The organism is Idiomarina sp. A28L, assembly GCF_000218785.1.
Lineage (GTDB): Bacteria > Pseudomonadota > Gammaproteobacteria > Enterobacterales > Alteromonadaceae > Aliidiomarina.
The window spans coordinates 274285-292259 of sequence record NZ_AFPO01000011.1 but is presented as its reverse complement, the minus strand read 5'-3'; the positions used below and the strand labels follow the sequence as shown (position 1 = coordinate 292259).

Genomic DNA, 17975 nt, shown 5'->3' with positions numbered 1-17975 from the left:
GATATGGGCTAAAGAAAGGTAGAGCAATCTTTTCCAGCTGTTATGTTCAATACTCGCCCATCGCGAAATGCTACACCATTCAAAGTGCCGAGTAATTGCATTTTCGCACCTTGAACTTTAAGGGCCGTTCCTTCTCGAATGCCAATAGTAGTGGTTCCCGGGTTCAACACCATAAACTCGGCTAGCCGTTGCGCGCGTGTTTCACCATGAAAGCCGGGCGGGTGGGTATCAATATAATGCGGATTCAATTGAAAATTAACTGCGGCTAGCGCGTTAAATGAAGGCGGCTGCACAATTGGCATATCATTGGTGGTGCGAATGCTAAGCCCGGCAATATTCGAACCAGCGCTCCAACCAGCATAAGGTACGCCCGCCTTTATTTGCCGCTTCACTGAGTCTATGAGCCCTTTACGATAGAGTAAATCTAGTAGAACAAAGGTATTTCCGCCGCCAACTAAAATGCCCTCAGCGTTCTCGATCGCCGCTTTTGGGCAGGTAAATGTTTCTATTCCTCGAACTTTTACATCGGTATCGGCCAGTGCCTCGGCTACTCTATTACTATACGCAGTATGGCTCATGGTAACGCCCGCATAGGGAATGAACAGCACTTCTTTACCCCGAAAGTGCTCGCTCAGCCACTGTTTACCGTGATTTAGATACTCACTATTGCCAGCTTTCGAGCTACTCATCAATAACAAATTACGCATGGTGTCCTCTAAATATTAATTTCATTCGTACACTTTGAGATTCGTAAGCTAAACGGCGATTGGATTTGTGTTTGGGATCCGAGTTTTCGAGCGTTAGCTTAATCACCCTAAACAAAAATTACAAAGTTCATGTATGCAAAACAAATACCTTGAAAAAAATGATAGTTGCAACCATATCAAGGGCTATAGGAATTTAACAAGGAATCATAAATGAAGCGAATAATTCTATTTTTAGCAACGAATATCGCCGTACTCATTGTTTTGAGTATCGTGATGAATATTCTTATGGCGGTTTTTGGCGTTGATTTTGGTAGCTATACCGGATTATTAATCTTTGCTGCTATTTTTGGTTTTGGTGGTGCTTTTATTTCGCTTTTCATATCAAAATGGATGGCCAAGCGCTCTACCGGTGCAAAAGTTATTGAACAACCTCGCAATGATGCCGAGCGCTGGTTACTCGAAACAGTTCGCAAGCAGGCGCAGCAGGCTGGTATCGGTATGCCTGAGGTAGCTATTTATGATTCGCCCGAAGCAAACGCTTTCGCTACTGGTGCAAGTAAAAATAATTCCTTGGTAGCTGTTTCCACCGGCCTTTTAAGATCTATGAGTAAGGATGAAGTAGAGGCGGTACTTGCGCACGAGGTTAGCCATATTGCTAATGGCGATATGGTAACGTTAACCCTAATTCAAGGGGTAGTGAATACCTTTGTTATTTTTCTTGCACGGGTTATTGCCGGGTTAATTAACAGCGCGTTACGAGGAAATCAGCAAGGCGGTAGCCATCATGGTGGTGGCGGTTTTGCGTATTTTGGTTTGGTTATCTTATTTGAAATTTTATTCGGCGCGTTAGCAAGTTTAATAGTGTTTTATTTCTCCCGCCAGCGTGAGTATCGCGCTGATGCAGGCGCTGCGAGCTTAGTAGGGCCAAGTAAGATGATTGCGGCGTTACAGCGGCTTTCACAAGGCAAGGAATCGCAATTGGATGACAAAATGCTTGCGTTTGGTATCAAGGGAAAGCTTGCAAAAGGCGAGCTCATGATGACTCATCCACCTATTGAAAAACGCATTGCTGCGTTACGAAACCGGAGTTTTCAATGATTATTGATTTAGCTGAGGAAAGCAGCAGTTCGATTTATCATTTAATGACGCAAACGCTTATTCCCAGGCCGGTGGCTTGGGTACTTACCGAACATGTGCAAGAGAATTTGAACCTAGCGCCTTTTTCCTATTTCACAGCGGTTTCCAGCGAACCACCATTATTGATGTTTTCTGTAGGTAATAAAGCACCAGGAGAGGGCAAAGATACGAAGGTAAATATCGCTCACAATCCTTATTTTGTGGTGCATATTGCTCCTGCGAGTTTAGCTGAAGAAGTAACGGAATCATCAAAAAGCCTGCCTGCTACCGAATCAGAACTTGACCATTTACAGGTAACCATGGCGGAATTTGGTGATTTTCCGCTGCAGCGAGTGGCCGAGTGCCCAATAGCCTTCGGTTGTAAATTGCATGCATTACAAGATGTTCCTGGAGCCCCGCAAACCATGGTGTTTGGTGAAATTCTTCAGATTTTCATTAATGAAGAAGTAGCCAGCTACGAGAAAAAACTGAATTCTGCTGGTAAGGTGAGCTCAAGGCTTTTGGTAGATGCGTTGCAAGTGAATCCAATTGCTCGATTAGGAGCTGATCAATATGCTACTTTGGGGCGTATTTTAAATATTCCGAGACCAAAATAGAGCGAAATACGAGAAATGCTCAATTTGCCGTTGCAATAGATCGCCTCGGCGGATACATTCAAAGACATCCTGAATCAAGCAGTGTAAGGAATAATCATGCAATGGACCCCAGATAGCTGGCGCCAGTTTCCAATCAAACAACAGCCCACTTACGCCGATGCGGCAGCGCTCGCTGAGGTTGAATCGCAACTTAAACGTTATCCGCCGCTCGTGTTTGCTGAAGAGATTCGCCGCTTACAAAGCCATCTAGGTGATGTGTGTGAAGGTAATGGGTTTTTATTGCAGGGCGGAGATTGTGCAGAATCGTTCCGCGATTTCACGGCGCCAAAAATTCGCGATACGTTTAAAGTAATGCTGCAAATGGCTATTGTAATGACATTTGCAGGTGAAGTGCCGGTTGTGAAAGTAGGCCGAATGGCGGGCCAGTTTGCTAAGCCGCGTTCCGGCGATATGGAAACCATCGATGGTGTTTCATTGCCCAGTTATCGTGGTGATATCATTAATGGTTTAGATTTCACTGCTGCGGCTCGCGAGCCAGACCCTCAGCGTATGCTTACCGCTTATCACCATTCGGCAGCCACCTTGAATCTATTGCGCGCATTCGCTCAAGGCGGCTATGCAGATTTGCACAAAGTGCATAAGTGGAACATGGGCTTTATCAACGCCAACCCGATGAAAGAGAAGTACCAAGCAATTTCTGAGCGTATTCAAGAATCATTACGTTTTATGGAAGTTTTGGGCATTACTGCAGAAACGCACCCAACTATTCATGAAACCGAGCTTTTCACTTCGCACGAAGCGCTATTACTTCCGTATGAGGAAGCGTTAACGCGCACTGATAGCCTTACTGGTATGCCATATAATTGTTCCGCGCACATGGTTTGGATGGGTGAGCGCACTCGACAAATTGACCATGCGCACATAGAGTTTTTCCGGGGAATCAACAACCCAATCGGTGTGAAAGTAGGGCCAACGGCTACAGAAGATGAGCTTATGGCGCTGATTGATACATTGAATCCAAATAATGAAGCGGGCCGATTGACGTTAATTACGCGCATGGGCGCTGATAATCTCGCGAGTAATCTGCCAAAACTGATTCGCCGGGTACAGCAAGAAGGGCGGAAGGTGGTTTGGTCTAGCGACCCGATGCATGGCAATACAGTGAAAGCGAACAATGGCTACAAAACACGGGATTTCGCTGCGATAATCCGTGAAATTCGTCAGTTTTTTGCAATTCATCAGGCCGAGGGAAGTTATGCAGGCGGTATTCATCTGGAAATGACCGGTGAAAACGTAACCGAGTGTACTGGTGGTGCTTATAAAATTTCGCAAGATGATTTAGCAGAACGCTATCTTACACAGTGCGATCCGAGATTAAATGCCGATCAAGTACTTGAGTTGGCCTTTTTAGTGGCAGAATCACTGAGTAAAGCTCGCCAAGGCTAAATCATGTTGTTAAACAGTTATTCTTGATCAACAAGTGCGATACTTATAGTTACTTGAGCTGTAGCAAGGGCATTATTTTAGTTATAATCATTTGCATAACCACGCTCAGATATGAGCAACGCAAAATTTAATCTGAAATATTTACAAGGGTCGGAACGCGCAAGTGTTCTGGCCCTTCTCATAAAGGAGTTATCGAGTGAGCGCATCAACGAATTCCGCCGCACATCGTTTTTTTGAGGCCTTATGGGCTGATTATATCCAACGCACACCATCGGCTAGTAAAGTACATGAAGTACTTGGCGAAGGGCATGAAATCATCAACGACCACGTTGCCTTTCGTACTTTCAATATCGCGCCAGTTAATCTCGCGGCATTAACCGGCCACTTTGAAGCCATGGGTTACTTTGCTAATGGCGATTACGCCTTCGAACAAAAAAAGTTGCGCGCTAAGCATTTTGAACATAGCGATCCAACGTTACCAAAAATTTTTATTAGTGAGTTGCTCGTGGAAGAGTTTTCGCCAGCACTACAAAAAATCGTTCAGGATATGGTTGCGAGTATTAATGCCGCAGAGGTTACTAACCCTGAGTTTCTTTATTCAGGAACGCATTGGCAAGTATCACACCAGCAATACGAGCAGCTTTTAGAAGAGAGTGAATATGCCGCATGGATGAGTGCATTTGGCTTTTGTGCCAACCATTTCACTGTTAGTGTGAACGAATTACCAGGGTATAGCACCTTAGAAAGTGTGAACCAGAAATTAAAAGATTCAGGTTTTACCTTGAATGCTTCAGGCGGAGAGATAAAAGGTTCACCAGAAGTATTTCTCGAGCAATCATCAACGATGGCCGATCATATACCTGTGCAGTTTAGCGACGGCGAAGCGGTTATTCCAAGCTGTTTCTACGAGTTTGCTAAACGCTATGAGATTGCCGATGGTAAGCTATATACTGGGTTTGTTGCCGCATCGGCAGATAAGATATTTGAAAGTACGAACGCAAAAAAAGCCTGAAGAAAACATAAAAAACAGCTAATAACTCACCGACAAAAGCTCTGTTAACACAGAGCTTTTTTGTTTTTAGCGATGGTTATTAATAGCGATGGCGTTTTAGTTTTGCTGTGGTCATGATTTTTGCTGCTATTTCTTCTACAGAAGCATGGGTTGAATTTAAATAGGGAATCGCTTCTTGTCGAAATATACTTTCAATTTCATTGATTTCCAGCACACATTGTTCCATTGAGGAATAACGGCTATTGGCACGGCGAGCTTCGCGTATATTTTGTAAGCGCTCAGGGTCTATGGTTAGCCCGAACAATTTGTGACGATGCATCTTTAAATCATAGGGCAGCTCAATAGGCCCCATATCTTCTTCAGTGAGTGGGTAGTTAGCCGCTTTTATACCGTATTGAAGCGCGAGATAAATACAAGTAGGGGTTTTACCGGTTCGCGAAGCCCCAACAAGAATAATATCAGCTTCACCGTAGTTGCGGGTGCTTACGCCATCATCGTTTTCAAGCGTGTAATTGATAGCATCTATGCGGAAGTTATAATCTTGGTTTAGCCCATGGGTTCGGTTCGTTTTCGGTTGTGCCGCAACTCCGAGTTCGGCTTGCACTGGTTCCACGTAATGATCAAGGAAATCATAACTAACTCCATCACTATTAAGAATAATTCTCTTCAATGATGGATTTACAAAGGTATGAAATATCAGTGGCTTCTCATTGCTTTCAGCAAACGCGGCGTTGATTTCTTGTACCGCTTTTAAAGCTTTCTCATCATCATCTACAAACGGTAAAGTTTTATGTTCAAATTTAACTGGAAATAACGACAAAATCGCATGCCCAAAGGTTTCTGAAGTGAGGGCAGTTCCATCGGAAATGTAGAAAGCTGTACGCATATTGAATTAGCCTGAAATGAAAGTGATTCAAATGTTAACTTGTGAAGCCCTAGTGTGTAAAATACTCTTCAGTTAACACACCCAACAATTAACCCCGAAATTGTAAGGATAACCCCGTGCAAGAATACGTGCTTTGGTATCAAGATTTAGGAATGAACGATGTAAACCGGGTGGGTGGCAAAAATGCCTCACTTGGCGAGATGATTAGTAACTTAGCAGGTGCCGGAGTTACGGTTCCTGGAGGTTTTGCTACTACATCACATGCGTTCAATACTTTCCTCGAACAAAGCGGCGTTAATGCCCGCATTTACGATCTCCTTGATACTCTTGATATTGATGATGTGAAAGCACTCGCAAAAGCCGGGGAGCAAATTCGCAACTGGATTATTGAAACACCATTCACGCCTGAACTCGATGCCGCTATTCGTGAAAGCTACGCTACCTTAAGTGAAGGATATGCAGAGGCTAGTTTTGCTGTTCGCAGCTCTGCTACTGCCGAAGATATGCCAGATGCTTCATTTGCTGGGCAACAAGAAACCTTTTTGAATGTAAAAGGTATCGATGCAGTGATGGAGGCGATCAAACACGTATACGCATCTCTATTCAACGATAGAGCGATTTCATATCGGGTACACCAAGGCTACGATCACCGTGGTGTAGCGCTTTCTGCTGGTGTGCAGCGCATGGTTCGTAGTGATCTTGCTGCATCAGGGGTGTTATTTTCAATCGATACTGAATCAGGTTTCGATCAAGTAGTATTTATTACGTCTTCTTACGGTTTGGGTGAGATGGTGGTACAGGGTGCCGTTAATCCTGATGAATTCCACGTGCACAAACCCACGTTGGCCGCAGGCCGACCAGCGGTAATTCGCCGCACGATGGGAAGTAAAAAAATTGAAATGGTTTACTCGGATAGCCAAGAGCATGGTAAACAAGTAAGTATTCAAGATGTTGATAGTGAACGTCAAAAACAGTTCTCATTAACTGAAGCAGAAATTTTGGAATTGGCCAAACAGGCTGTAGTTATCGAGAAGCATTATGGCCGGCCGATGGATATTGAATGGGCGAAAGATGGCATTGATGGCAAGCTCTATATCGTACAAGCACGGCCAGAAACAGTGCGTTCGAATGAATCAGGCAATAGTATTGAGCGTTTCGCTCTGAAGGGCGAATCGGATATCATCATTACTGGTCGTGCAATAGGCCAGAAAATTGGTAGCGGTAAAGCACGTGTGTTGGATTCGATAGCCGATATGGACCAAGTGCAACCAGGTGATGTTCTGGTAACCGATATGACCGACCCAGATTGGGAGCCAATCATGAAACGGGCGGCGGCAATTGTAACCAACCGAGGTGGTAGAACCTGTCATGCCGCGATTATCGCTCGTGAGTTAGGGATTCCTGCGGTAGTAGGCTGTGGTGATGCAACCAAGCTTATCAGCGATGGTGCAGAAGTTACCGTATCATGCGCGGAAGGCGATACCGGAAATGTATACAATGGCATCTTAGATTTTGAAGTAACCCAATCAGAAGTGGGCAATATGCCCGCGTTGCCGCTAAAAATAATGCAAAACGTGGGTAATCCAGATCGTGCGTTTGATTTTGCACGCCTTCCACATGCGGGCGTTGGTTTAGCGCGGCTTGAGTTTATTATCAATCGGATGATCGGCGTTCATCCAAAAGCGCTTTTACACTACGAAGATCAGGCGCCAGAAATGCAGGCTCTGATTACAGATTTAATTTCTGGTTATGAAAGCCCACGCGAATTTTACATTCAACGCTTAGTTGAGGGTATTTCTACAATTGGCGCTTCATTCGCGCCAGAGCGCGTGATAGTGCGTTTGTCGGATTTTAAATCGAACGAATATGCTAATTTAATTGGTGGCCGCCAATACGAGCCCGTAGAAGAAAACCCAATGCTTGGTTTCCGTGGCGCCGCTCGTTACTTAGCGCCAGATTTCACCGAATGTTTTGCCCTTGAATGTGAGGCAATTAAACGGGTTCGAAACGATATGGGGCTCACTAACGTAGAAATTATGATCCCCTTCGTTCGTACTTTAGACGAAGGCCGGAAAGTGATTGAATTACTGGCTAAGCACGGCTTACGCCAAGGTGAGAACGGTTTACGAGTTATCATGATGTGTGAGTTACCATCAAATGCAGTACTCGCGGATAAGTTTCTTGATATATTCGATGGTTTCTCTATCGGCTCTAACGATCTCACCCAGTTAACCTTAGGTTTGGATCGTGATTCTGGATTAATTGCGCATTTGTTCGATGAGCGCAACGAAGCTGTTAAAGCTTTACTTTCGATGGCAATTCAAACGGCTAAGAAGCGCGGGAAATATGTGGGTATTTGTGGCCAGGGGCCATCAGACCATCCTGATTTTGCGCATTGGTTAGTTGAACAGGGAATTGATTCAGTGTCACTAAATCCAGATACGGTTTTAGATACTTGGTTATTCTTGGCTAAAGAATTAAACAAATAACATAACTTAGCCCTTTTGCGGAGGTCTTGTGCTGTGACCAACCGATTACCGGTTTTAAATGATTACGAACAGGTGCCTGAGGAAACTCAGGCATACCTTAGTGCGTTAGAACAAGCCGGGTATATCGGTGAGGTTGATTTCAGTTATTCAGGGCGAATGGTAGCTGCTACCGATAACAGTATTTACCAGCAGCTTCCGCAAGCTGTGCTTTACCCCAGAAGCCAAAATGATGTGCGCTGTATTTTTCGAACAGCGGCGCGCGCTCAATTTCAAGGCATTAAATTTTCGCCACGAGGTGGTGGTACCGGCACTAATGGTCAAGCACTTACCCCAGGCGTAGTCGTTGATTTAAGCCGACACCTAACTCGCGTATTAGAACTCAATGTAGAAGAAGGTTGGGTTCGGGTTGAATCTGGTATTGTTAAAGACCAACTCAATGCTGTTCTTGCACCTCACGGTTTTTTCTTTGCTCCAGATACTTCAACCAGTAATCGTTGCACCCTTGGCGGCATGATTGCTACCGATGCCTCAGGACAGGGTTCGTTGATTTACGGCAAAACTAGCGATCACGTGTTGGCATTAAGAAGTGTATTGGTAAGCGGCGATGAGCTTCGCACCGAACCAGTTAGTTTGGCTGAGGCTGAGCGAATAGCTAAAACTAATGATGTGATAGGGCATATCTATCAACAAGTTCTGCGCAGCTGTAAGGATATGCGCAGTGCTATTGAAGATAAGTTTCCACCATTAAATCGATTTTTAACTGGTTATGATTTGGCTCATGCCTACGATCCTGAGAATGAAACCATTGATGTTGGGCGCTTAATCGCTGGTGCTGAAGGCACATTAAGTATTGTTACTGAAGCTAAATTAAAAATTACGCCAACGCCAAATTTCAAAGTGTTAGTGAACGTAAAGTATCAGGATTTTGAGGATGCTCTTAGGCATGCACCGGAGTTAGTTAAAGCCCGCGCTACCTCGGTAGAAACCGTGGATAGCACAGTATTAGATTTAGCTCGGAACGATATCATTTGGCATCAAGTTAAAGATCTTCTCACCGATGTTCCGCCTTATCGAATGGGCGGCATTAATATTCTCGAATTTACTGGCATTGACCAAGCTGAGATAGGCAATAAACTGAAAGCACTATGCAATCAGCTTGCTGGCCTTGATCCGCAAACTACTGGTGTGATCGGTTATCAAATTTGCCGGGAAGAAAGCAGTATTCAAAAAATTTACGCGATGCGTAAGAAGGCTGTGGGCCTCTTAGGTGCAACGAAAGGCAATGCCAAGCCGGTAGCGTTTGTTGAAGATACAGCTGTTCCGCCTGAACGTTTAGCCGAATACATAATGGAATTTAGAGCGTTACTTGATTCCCACCAATTGAAGTACGGTATGTTTGGCCATGTTGATGCAGGTGTTCTGCATGTGCGGCCAGCTTTGGATATGCAGAACCCAGAAAGCTCGAAGATGGTTCGCACCATAAGTGATCAAGTGATGCGCCTCACGGCGCGCTATGGCGGCTTAATGTGGGGTGAACATGGAAAAGGCTATCGTTCAGAGTATGGGCCAGAATTCTTTGGCGAAGCGTTGTTTACCGAGCTACGTAAAATTAAAGCTGCGTTTGATCCGTTAAACCGTTTAAACCCAGGCAAAATCTGCACACCATGGCAAAGCAAAGAGCCATTGGTATCAGTAGATGCAAAAAAACGTGGGTGGTTTGATCGGCAAATACCGTTAACAAGCCAAGAGCAATTCCAAGGCGTAATGGATTGTAACGGAAACGGCCTATGCTTTAACTTTGATGTCACCAGCCCAATGTGCCCGTCGTATCGAGCAACAGGCGATCGGCGATATTCGCCAAAAGGGCGTGCTACTTTGTTGCGTGAATGGCTGCGCCGTTTAGCGGCAGTTGATTACAGCACCGTTACATCGACACTAGTAGAAAAAAGCGTTTTCGCTAATTTTCGGTTATCGAAAGCAGCGAATAGTGATGATTTTACCCAAGAAGTAAAGCAAGCACTCGATACTTGCCTTTCCTGTAAGGCGTGCTCGAGCCAGTGCCCGGTAAAAGTAGATATACCCAGCCAACGGGCAATATTTTACGCACATTACCACCAGAAATTTAAACGTCCTTTGAAAGATTATTTGGTGTTAAGCACCGAGCTGAACCTATTAAAGCTCGCACGCTTTCCTAGGGTGGGAAATTTCTTAGCAAGCAACCCACTAAGCAAAGTGCTGCAGAAGCATTGGATTGGTTACGTAGATACACCGAAATTTTCGGTACCAAGTTTGGCCAAACAAGTGGCTAAGCATAACTATATGAGTATCGCCGATGTACGAGTAAAGGCGGAATCGCTAGCTTTTGATGCTAATGATTATGTATTCGTGGTGCAAGATGCGTTCACAAGCGCTTTTGATGCGCATCTTGTAAATGATTTTATGCAGCTAGTTCGGCTAATGGGTAAAGAGCCGATTTTGCTGCCTTATATGGCAAATGCCAAGGCAGCACATGTAAAAGGCTTTTTAAATAGCTTTGAGCGCATAGCCACCAGCACTGCTGAGCGTTTGGCAGCGCTGCAGCAAGAGTTTGGAGTTCCTATGGTTGGCCTGGATGCGGCAACAGTGCTTTGTTTTCGCGATGAATTCCGCAAAGAAGGAATTCCAAACAGCGAAGATTTCACTGTTCTTCTAGCGCACGAATGGTTGCATAAGAATCGCAAAATGTTGGCAACATTAGTTGCGGAAAAGCAAGTTCCAGAGAACATGAAAACAGCTCAAGTTTTAGCGCATTGCACAGAGCAAACGGCGTTACCAAATACGGGTAAGGCTTGGCATGATATTTTTGCTGCTGCTGGGGTAAAAGCAGAAAGCCCTGCGGTAGGCTGTTGTGGAATGGCCGGTACATTTGGCCACGAGCTTGAAAACCAAGAAATAAGCCGAACCATATTTGATTTAAGTTGGCAAAAATTCTTTTCTAGTGAAGAACTTTCGAATAAAGAAAACACAGCGGAAGCTTCCCAGAAAGCCGTGCTCGCTACTGGTTTTTCTTGTCGGTGCCAAGCTGCGCGCTATACACCTGAAAAGCCGCGGCATCCGATACAACAGCTGTTAGCTTGGGTCGGTTAAATTACTAAAATGAATTAGATAGAAAAACAAAAAAGCGGCGTAGTGCTTAACACTGCGCCGCTTTTCTATGTAACTACTGTTGAACTAGGCAGTTTTCGAAGCTAATTTCTTAGCTAATATTTCTCGAGCCATTTCATCAGCGATTTCACCCGTAGGGCGATTTTCATCTTTTGCTCGGGTAAAGATTTTATCCAGCGTACCGTAAATGGCTTTAACACGTTTTGCGGTATCTTCTAGAGAAAAATTTGCAGCCTCAGAACATACGTGAATAACACCACCGGCATTTATTACGTAATCTGGGGCGTACAAAATGCCCATATCTTTTACAATTTTATCGTGAGCAGGCGTTGCTAGCTGGTTGTTTGCACTACCAGCGATTACTTTTGCTTTAATTAGCTTCAATGTGTCATCGTTAATCGTTGCGCCCAATGCACAAGGGGCATACACATCACAATCAACACTGTAAATGTCGTGAATACTTACCGCTTCAGCGCCAAGCTCTTTAACCGCGCGCTCAACAGCTTCTTCATTTACATCAGCTACGATAAGCTTGGCGCCTTCTTTGGCACAATATTCGGCAAAATCGTAACCTACAGCACCTAAACCTTGAATAGCAATCCGTACGCCTTTCAGATCTTCATTACCAAACGCGTGTTTTGCGGCTGCTTTCAAACCAAGATAAGTGCCTTCAGCAGTATGCGGTGATGGATCACCTGCTTTACTTGCCGTTCCTGCAACGAAAGATGTTTCGGTAGCAACGATATCAATATCAGCAGTGCGAATATTTACATCTTCTGCGGTAATGTACTTGCCGCCAAGAGAGTTCACGAAACGGCCGTAGGCTTTAAAGAATGCTTCGCTTTTATCTTTTTTCGCATCACCGATGATTACCGCTTTGCCGCCACCCAAAGGTAAGCCTGCAAGTGCGCTTTTATAGGTCATTCCGCGTGATAAACGCAAAACGTCGGTTAAGGCTTCTTCTGAACTTGCATAGTTCCACATGCGCGTGCCACCGAGGGCAGGGCCCATGGTAGTATCGTGTACCGCAATGATTGCTTTTAAGCCAGTTACTTTATCATGACAAAATACAACCTGTTCGTGACCGTCATATTCCGTGTGTTCGAATAGCGCCATTTCCGCTAACCTCATTGTTGTTGTCAAAGACACAAATTTGGTGCGTAAACTACCACTTTACGTAAACTGTTGCTAGTAATTGAAACTGAAAAAAACTGCGGGATTAAGAGTAAAGTATCAACTTGTCTTTACAGCGGGTAAATCTTGCTCGTGGTTGGGCCAGTGGCGGTTTCTAGTGCTTTTCAGTTTTGCTTTGGCCTGTTAATATATCGTTGATTTTATGCATTTGGTGATTACGCGCTTTACCGTTCTTCAATCAGTAAACCGCAACACCATACCAACATTGTTAGTAGCAAGAGTAGTGAGATAACCATGAGTGAAAAACAAATAGAAAGTAGCCCCGAACAGGCTGCATGGGTGCGCGAACAGTTTCAGAAAGCAAACGGTTATCTGGTTGAAAAGGGCATACTTACCGATCAAGTACTCGTAAAGGAAAGCCGTTACCTAATTCCACACATTTCTCTTTGGAAATTTACTGAGCGGGGCACAACCGAGAAGGTTTGGGCTGTTTGTGGCGTTTGCCCAACCGATCATGTTGATGCAGCTGTTGCGGGAAATGCTCGAGATGCGCTAAAGCACTTTTGTTTACGCTGGCAATTGCGAGCCGATACTATTCTAAACGATCCGAAAAGTGATGAAACCCAACAAAAATTTGCGCAATTATTAATTAGTCATGCTGAAGCATGTTATGAGTTGGTAGAGCAAGAAAGTTTTTGGCAAGATAAATAGTAAAAATGATGCTGTTCAGCAATAAAAATGCCTATAAGAAGGTATGAAGCGGCCCCAGTAGTTGCAGATCCAATTACTGGGGCCTTTTTTATGTCTAAACATCACCGAGTATTTGAGTTTGCTTGAACTGCTACTCTTCGTCATTGGCTAAAATGAACAAACCTTCATTCAACAGGCCACATAGCAAAGCACGCGCATTATCAGATTTTAGATAATCAACAATTGTTTGTGTTTCCGCAAAATCGGTCATATCGCAAAGCACACCAAAAAGAGCTTCCGCATCAGTATCAAGCGCATACCAATGCCCTTGCACAACCGCATAAAGTTGCCCTGCTAACGTTGTGGTAATCATTCTTACGCCCACAGCTTTCACAAGAATATCGAAGCGCTGGCAGCTGTAAATAAGAGCCGCTTCAGTATAGGGTTTTTCGGGCCATTCAGGTAATGGCGGACGCGGGTTTTTGGAAAATAATTCCGCACAAACTTTATGGAGTAGGGCTTCATCGTTTAGCGCCGCCACCATTAAATTTCGGCAATCCGCAACGATTTCTCGAGGCAAATGCCAAGGTTCTCTATCAGCTAACTCGGCTTGTGAATTATCTAACAATACTTCTACCCGATCACGAAAACGTTGTTGCAAGCCATCATGCTCTAATGCGTGATCGGCTAAAGCAGATATCAGCTCTGCTTGGCTCGGTGCTCGTAAGCCAACTGAATAATTAAGTGCTTCTTGAACAGTATCACCAGCATGTGGAAAGCCGGCTGGAATGTAAATCATATCGCCCGGCTCTAGCACTTCATTAATGATGGGGGCAAATTCCGCTACTTGTTTTAAATCTGGGTGCGGGCAATGAGTTTGGAAATCGCCTGAAGCACCCACTTGCCAGCGTCGCGAGCCCATACCCTGAACAATAAACACATCATACTGATCAAGGTGCGGCCCAACACCGCCGCCGGGAGTAGAATAACTGACCATTAGATCATCAATACGCCAATCGGGAAGAAACCGGAAGGCACGCAGTAGTTCTTGTGCTGGCGGGTAGTGTTCGTTCACGGCTTGAACGAGCAGGCTCCAATTACGCTCACCTAACTTGGTGAAATCGTTAATTGGCCCATGTTCCAAATCCCATTTCCCTGAATTGCAGCTTACCACTCGTGAATCTACCCCGGCTTCCATAGATAAACCAGCAAGTTCATCAGCGCTGATCGGATCTTGAAAATCGATGAACGCTTGACGAATAACGCATGGCTTTTTCTGCCAGTAATCACGCAAAAACACTACAGCATCGAATGCGTAGTGATTTAACACGAAATCACTTGGGCTATCCTGAAAAGGGTTAGTGGTCATTGTGTTCGCTACTCTATATCTAATTGAGGTTTTTTAATTGAGCCGGCAGCTCATCTACAAAGGTTTCAGCACGGCCAATATAGGTTGCTGGTGTTAACGCTTTTAATTCAGTTTTAACCTGCTCCGGCAATTCTAATTTATCAATGAAAGCAGCTAGATCCTGCTGGGTAACACGTTTGCCGCGGGTAAGTTCTTTCAATTTTTCGTAGGGCTTTTCAATAGCATAACGGCGCATCACCGTTTGCACAGGTTCAGCAAGTAATTCCCAGTTTGAATTGAGTTCGTTGCGTAAGTTCTCTTCGTTTACTTGCAACTTAGAAAGGCCTTTCAGGGTTGCTTGGTAAGCAATTACCGCATAGCCCAAACCAACACCAAGATTACGTAAAACTGTTGAATCGGTTAAATCACGCTGCCAACGAGATATTGGTAATTTTGCCGCTAGGTGACTAAGAATGGCATTACCAATACCTAAATTACCTTCTGAGTTTTCAAAATCAATCGGGTTTACTTTGTGCGGCATGGTTGAAGACCCAATTTCACCCGCAATAGTTTTTTGTTTGAAATGGTTGAATGCAATGTAACCCCAAAGATCACGATCGAAATCAATTAGAATCGTATTCAAGCGGCAAAGCGCATCGAACCATTCAGCAATATAATCATGCGGTTCAATTTGCGTAGTATAAGGGTTAAACGTAAGGCCAAGCGAGGTAACAAACTCTTCGGCTACTTGATGCCAGTTTACATCAGGATACGCCGATAAATGCGCATTGTAGTTTCCTACTGCACCATTGATCTTCCCCAGAAATTGCACTTGTTTTAACGCCGACATTTGCCGATCTAAACGCACTGCTACGTTAGCAAACTCTTTACCCATTGTTGTTGGTGTAGCCGGTTGGCCGTGGGTGCGCGCCATCATTGGAATACTCTTGTAATCAGCAGCATGTTTACTCACTTCTTGCAGTAACTGCTGGAGCAGGGGCCACACCACGTTATCGTTTGCCGCATTTAGCATTAGTGCGTGCGATAGGTTGTTAATATCTTCCGAGGTACAGGCGAAATGAATGAACTCGGTAACGGCTAGAAGCTCACTATTACCCGCAACTTTCTCTTTTAAAAAGTACTCTACTGCTTTTACATCATGATTCGTAGTACGTTCAATGTCTTTAACACGCTGAGCATCCGATTCAGAAAAATTGCTAACAATAGAATCTAATAAAGTATTGGCTTGCACGGAAAATTCCGGAACTTCGGAGATTTCAGCGATGCTTGCCAGCTTTTGCAACCAACGCACTTCTACTAGCACACGCTGATGAATTAAACCGAATTCACTTACGAACGGACGAAGATCAGCGGTTTTACTACCATAACGTCCATCAACTGGGCTAATGGCGGTTAGTGCAGAGAGTGAGAGGGCCATGCGGTTGCTCCGTAATTGTGTTTGAATTCACTAGCGAGTTATTTGGTTCTACTGTTTACTTGAGCATAAACCCTTAAGCTTAATCTTAAGAGTTTATGCGATAATTACATGCGTAATAGATCTTCAATTGCTCGCACTAGCTTGCTGCGCGAAAGAATAATATGCCGGCGCTTACCGCCCAGTTGCCGCCATAAAACCGCACTACGAATGCCGGCTAACAACATTGTGCGGATTTGATATTGCACAGCAGGTTGTTTCAAAAACTCTGGTTTGCCGCTAATTTGGATTCGCGGCCCGAGTGGGCTAATAACATCCATATATAGTTTGCCCAGATTTTCAACAATTAAACTATTCTCAAAATCAAAATCTTCACGTTGGCGTTTTATTTGTTTTAAATTGCTACCTAGCTTAGCCAGCGCAGCAGAATTCGTATTCAATTTTCGTTCCAGCGCTAACATACCCACCACATAACGAGTTTGCTCTACATCTTTCGCACCTTTGCCGTTCAACTGCCCAAGCAAAAGGCGGAGAGCGGGTTTAAGGCTTTCAAGATCACCGTAAACATCGAGAGTACTCGCAGGATCGAGGTTGAGTAAGCTACCGATCAATACTTCCGTGTGGTCATTGGGAATAATTTCGCCGCGGCGTGCTAGCTGCTGTGCACACACTGCTGCTAAACATAAGCCGCCAAACGCAAGCATACGCTCATGCCACTCGTTTAATTCAGTGCGTAGCGCTATAACGTTGCTCACAAAACCACCTCAAAATCAGTAATTCGTTGTTCAATGATACCGCCGCCAAGGCATATATCATTACTGTAGAATACAGCTGATTGCCCCGGCGTAACAGCGGCAACATCAGCATCAAAGAGCACCTCGATTTGCTGGCCATCGCCAATAGGCGAAACGCTGCAAGGAATATCTTCTTGCCGATAACGAGTTTTCACCACACATGAAAACGGTGCCGAAATTTCTTCCCGGTTAAGCCAATGTAATTGGCCGGCAATCAAGCCTTTCGAAAACATACGGGGATGATCTTTGCCTTGGGCAACAATTAAGGTGTTATTCGCTACATCTTTATCCACTACATACCAAGGTTCATCGCCAGCATTTGCAAGGCCACCTATGTGTAAACCTTTACGTTGACCTATAGTGTGGTACATCAACCCTTCGTGGGTACCAAGCTTTGAGCCTGTTACGCTCTCGATAGGGCCAGGCTGAGCAGGAAGATACTGCTGTAAGAAATCTTTGAATTTACGCTCGCCGATAAAGCAGATTCCGGTTGAATCTTTCTTTCCAGCCGTTACTAACCCTTGCTCTTCGGCAATCTTTCGAACATCTGGTTTTTCAATATCGCCAACGGGGAAAAGTGTTTGCGCAATGTGCTCGTAGCTAAGCGTATATAAGAAGTAACTTTGGTCTTTGTTATCATCTAACCCGCGTATGAGTTGCCATTTTATGCCGTCAAACCTACGCCGGCAATAGTGGCCAGTAGCAATGTAATCAGCACCTAGCGCTTCTGCCGCAAATTCAAGAAAGGCTTTAAATTTAATTTCTTTATTGCACATGATATCGGGATTAGGTGTGCGCCCAGCTCGATATTCTACGAGAAAGTGCTCAAATACGTTATCCCAATACTCGGCAGCAAAGTTTACCGTGTGCAATTCCATACCAAGAGTGGCGCATACTTGTTCAGCATCGGCTAAATCAGTAGCTGCAGAACAATATTCATCGGTATCATCTTCTTCCCAGTTCTTCATGAACAGCCCCTCAACCTGATATCCTTGCTGCTGCAAGATGTAAGCGGATACTGAAGAATCAACGCCACCTGACATGCCAACAATAACGCGATTTTTTGCATTTTCTTGTTTTTGCTCAGCGGTGATTTGCGCAAGGATGCGATCAGATACAGGAGTGCTCATGGATTAGGGATTTACCTTTGTGTAATA

Annotated in this window: 14 protein-coding genes; 7 read left to right on the top strand and 7 right to left on the bottom strand. The window is 44.5% G+C overall.

The genetic code is table 11. The features are described 5' to 3' along the window. Nucleotides 1-8 precede the first annotated feature (8 nt). On the bottom strand, nt 9-707 hold the full coding sequence (gene pepE / locus A28LD_RS04445; protein ID WP_007419869.1) for a dipeptidase PepE: 699 nt from the start codon (nt 705-707) through the stop codon (nt 9-11). A 210-nt stretch (nt 708-917) separates the two neighbouring features. On the opposite strand from pepE, the gene htpX reads away from it, so the two are divergent. From htpX to A28LD_RS04425, 4 genes are all read left to right on the top strand, one after another. Further along, nucleotides 918-1805: a protease HtpX gene (gene htpX, locus A28LD_RS04440; protein WP_007419868.1), complete on the top strand. Its 888-nt coding sequence runs from the start codon at nt 918-920 to the stop codon at nt 1803-1805. Next, a complete protein-coding gene (locus A28LD_RS04435; RefSeq protein WP_007419867.1) occupies nt 1802-2440 on the top strand; it encodes a flavin reductase family protein in 639 nt (212 codons plus the stop codon). Before htpX ends, A28LD_RS04435 begins: the two co-directional genes overlap by 4 nt. 96 nt (nt 2441-2536) lie before the next feature. Continuing rightward, nucleotides 2537-3886, top strand: coding sequence for a class II 3-deoxy-7-phosphoheptulonate synthase (locus A28LD_RS04430; protein ID WP_007419866.1), 1350 nt, complete (start codon nt 2537-2539; stop codon nt 3884-3886). 196 nt (nt 3887-4082) lie between these two features. Continuing rightward, complete coding sequence (locus tag A28LD_RS04425) at nt 4083-4898, top strand: DUF1338 domain-containing protein (RefSeq protein ID WP_007419865.1); 816 nt, start codon at nt 4083-4085, stop codon at nt 4896-4898. Between the two features lie 79 nt (nt 4899-4977). On the opposite strand, the gene ppsR is transcribed toward A28LD_RS04425, so the two are convergent. Next, on the bottom strand, nt 4978-5784 hold the full coding sequence (gene ppsR / locus A28LD_RS04420) for a posphoenolpyruvate synthetase regulatory kinase/phosphorylase PpsR (RefSeq protein ID WP_007419864.1): 807 nt from the start codon (nt 5782-5784) through the stop codon (nt 4978-4980). Nucleotides 5785-5900: 116 nt separating this feature from the next. Between ppsR and ppsA the strand changes: the two genes are divergently transcribed. Both ppsA and ydiJ read left to right on the top strand, forming a co-directional pair. After that, nucleotides 5901-8273 (top strand): phosphoenolpyruvate synthase, encoded by a 2373-nt coding sequence (ppsA, locus tag A28LD_RS04415; protein ID WP_007419863.1) that lies wholly within the window; start codon nt 5901-5903, stop codon nt 8271-8273. Between the two features lie 33 nt (nt 8274-8306). Continuing rightward, entirely contained in the window at nt 8307-11399 is a 3093-nt protein-coding gene (gene ydiJ / locus A28LD_RS04410) for a D-2-hydroxyglutarate dehydrogenase YdiJ (RefSeq protein ID WP_007419862.1), read from the top strand. An 84-nt stretch (nt 11400-11483) separates the two neighbouring features. Here ydiJ and A28LD_RS04405 read toward each other — a convergent pair whose 3' ends face one another. Continuing rightward, complete coding sequence (locus A28LD_RS04405) at nt 11484-12533, bottom strand: Glu/Leu/Phe/Val dehydrogenase dimerization domain-containing protein (protein ID WP_007419861.1); 1050 nt, start codon at nt 12531-12533, stop codon at nt 11484-11486. Nucleotides 12534-12845: 312 nt separating this feature from the next. Here A28LD_RS04405 and A28LD_RS04400 point away from each other — a divergent pair, with 312 nt between their 5' ends. Beyond that, a complete protein-coding gene (locus A28LD_RS04400; RefSeq protein ID WP_007419860.1) occupies nt 12846-13262 on the top strand; it encodes a DUF4826 family protein in 417 nt (138 codons plus the stop codon). 130 nt (nt 13263-13392) lie between these two features. Here A28LD_RS04400 and A28LD_RS11880 read toward each other — a convergent pair whose 3' ends face one another. The 4 genes from A28LD_RS11880 to mnmA form a co-directional block, all read right to left on the bottom strand. Further along, nucleotides 13393-14610 carry a cupin domain-containing protein gene (locus A28LD_RS11880; RefSeq protein WP_007419859.1) on the bottom strand — a complete coding sequence of 406 codons (1218 nt, stop codon included), beginning with the start codon at nt 14608-14610 and terminating at the stop codon, nt 13393-13395. Nucleotides 14611-14629: 19 nt separating this feature from the next. Then, nucleotides 14630-16027 (bottom strand): adenylosuccinate lyase, encoded by a 1398-nt coding sequence (gene purB / locus A28LD_RS04390; RefSeq protein ID WP_007419858.1) that lies wholly within the window; start codon nt 16025-16027, stop codon nt 14630-14632. A 104-nt stretch (nt 16028-16131) separates the two neighbouring features. After that, nucleotides 16132-16779 carry a high frequency lysogenization protein HflD gene (hflD, locus tag A28LD_RS04385; protein WP_007419857.1) on the bottom strand — a complete coding sequence of 216 codons (648 nt, stop codon included), beginning with the start codon at nt 16777-16779 and terminating at the stop codon, nt 16132-16134. Next, the gene (gene mnmA, locus A28LD_RS04380; protein ID WP_007419856.1) at nt 16776-17948 is read right to left on the bottom strand and encodes a tRNA 2-thiouridine(34) synthase MnmA; all 1173 of its coding nucleotides are present in this window, start codon (nt 17946-17948) and stop codon (nt 16776-16778) included. The genes hflD and mnmA overlap by 4 nt, the downstream gene beginning before the upstream one ends. Nucleotides 17949-17975 lie beyond the last annotated feature (27 nt).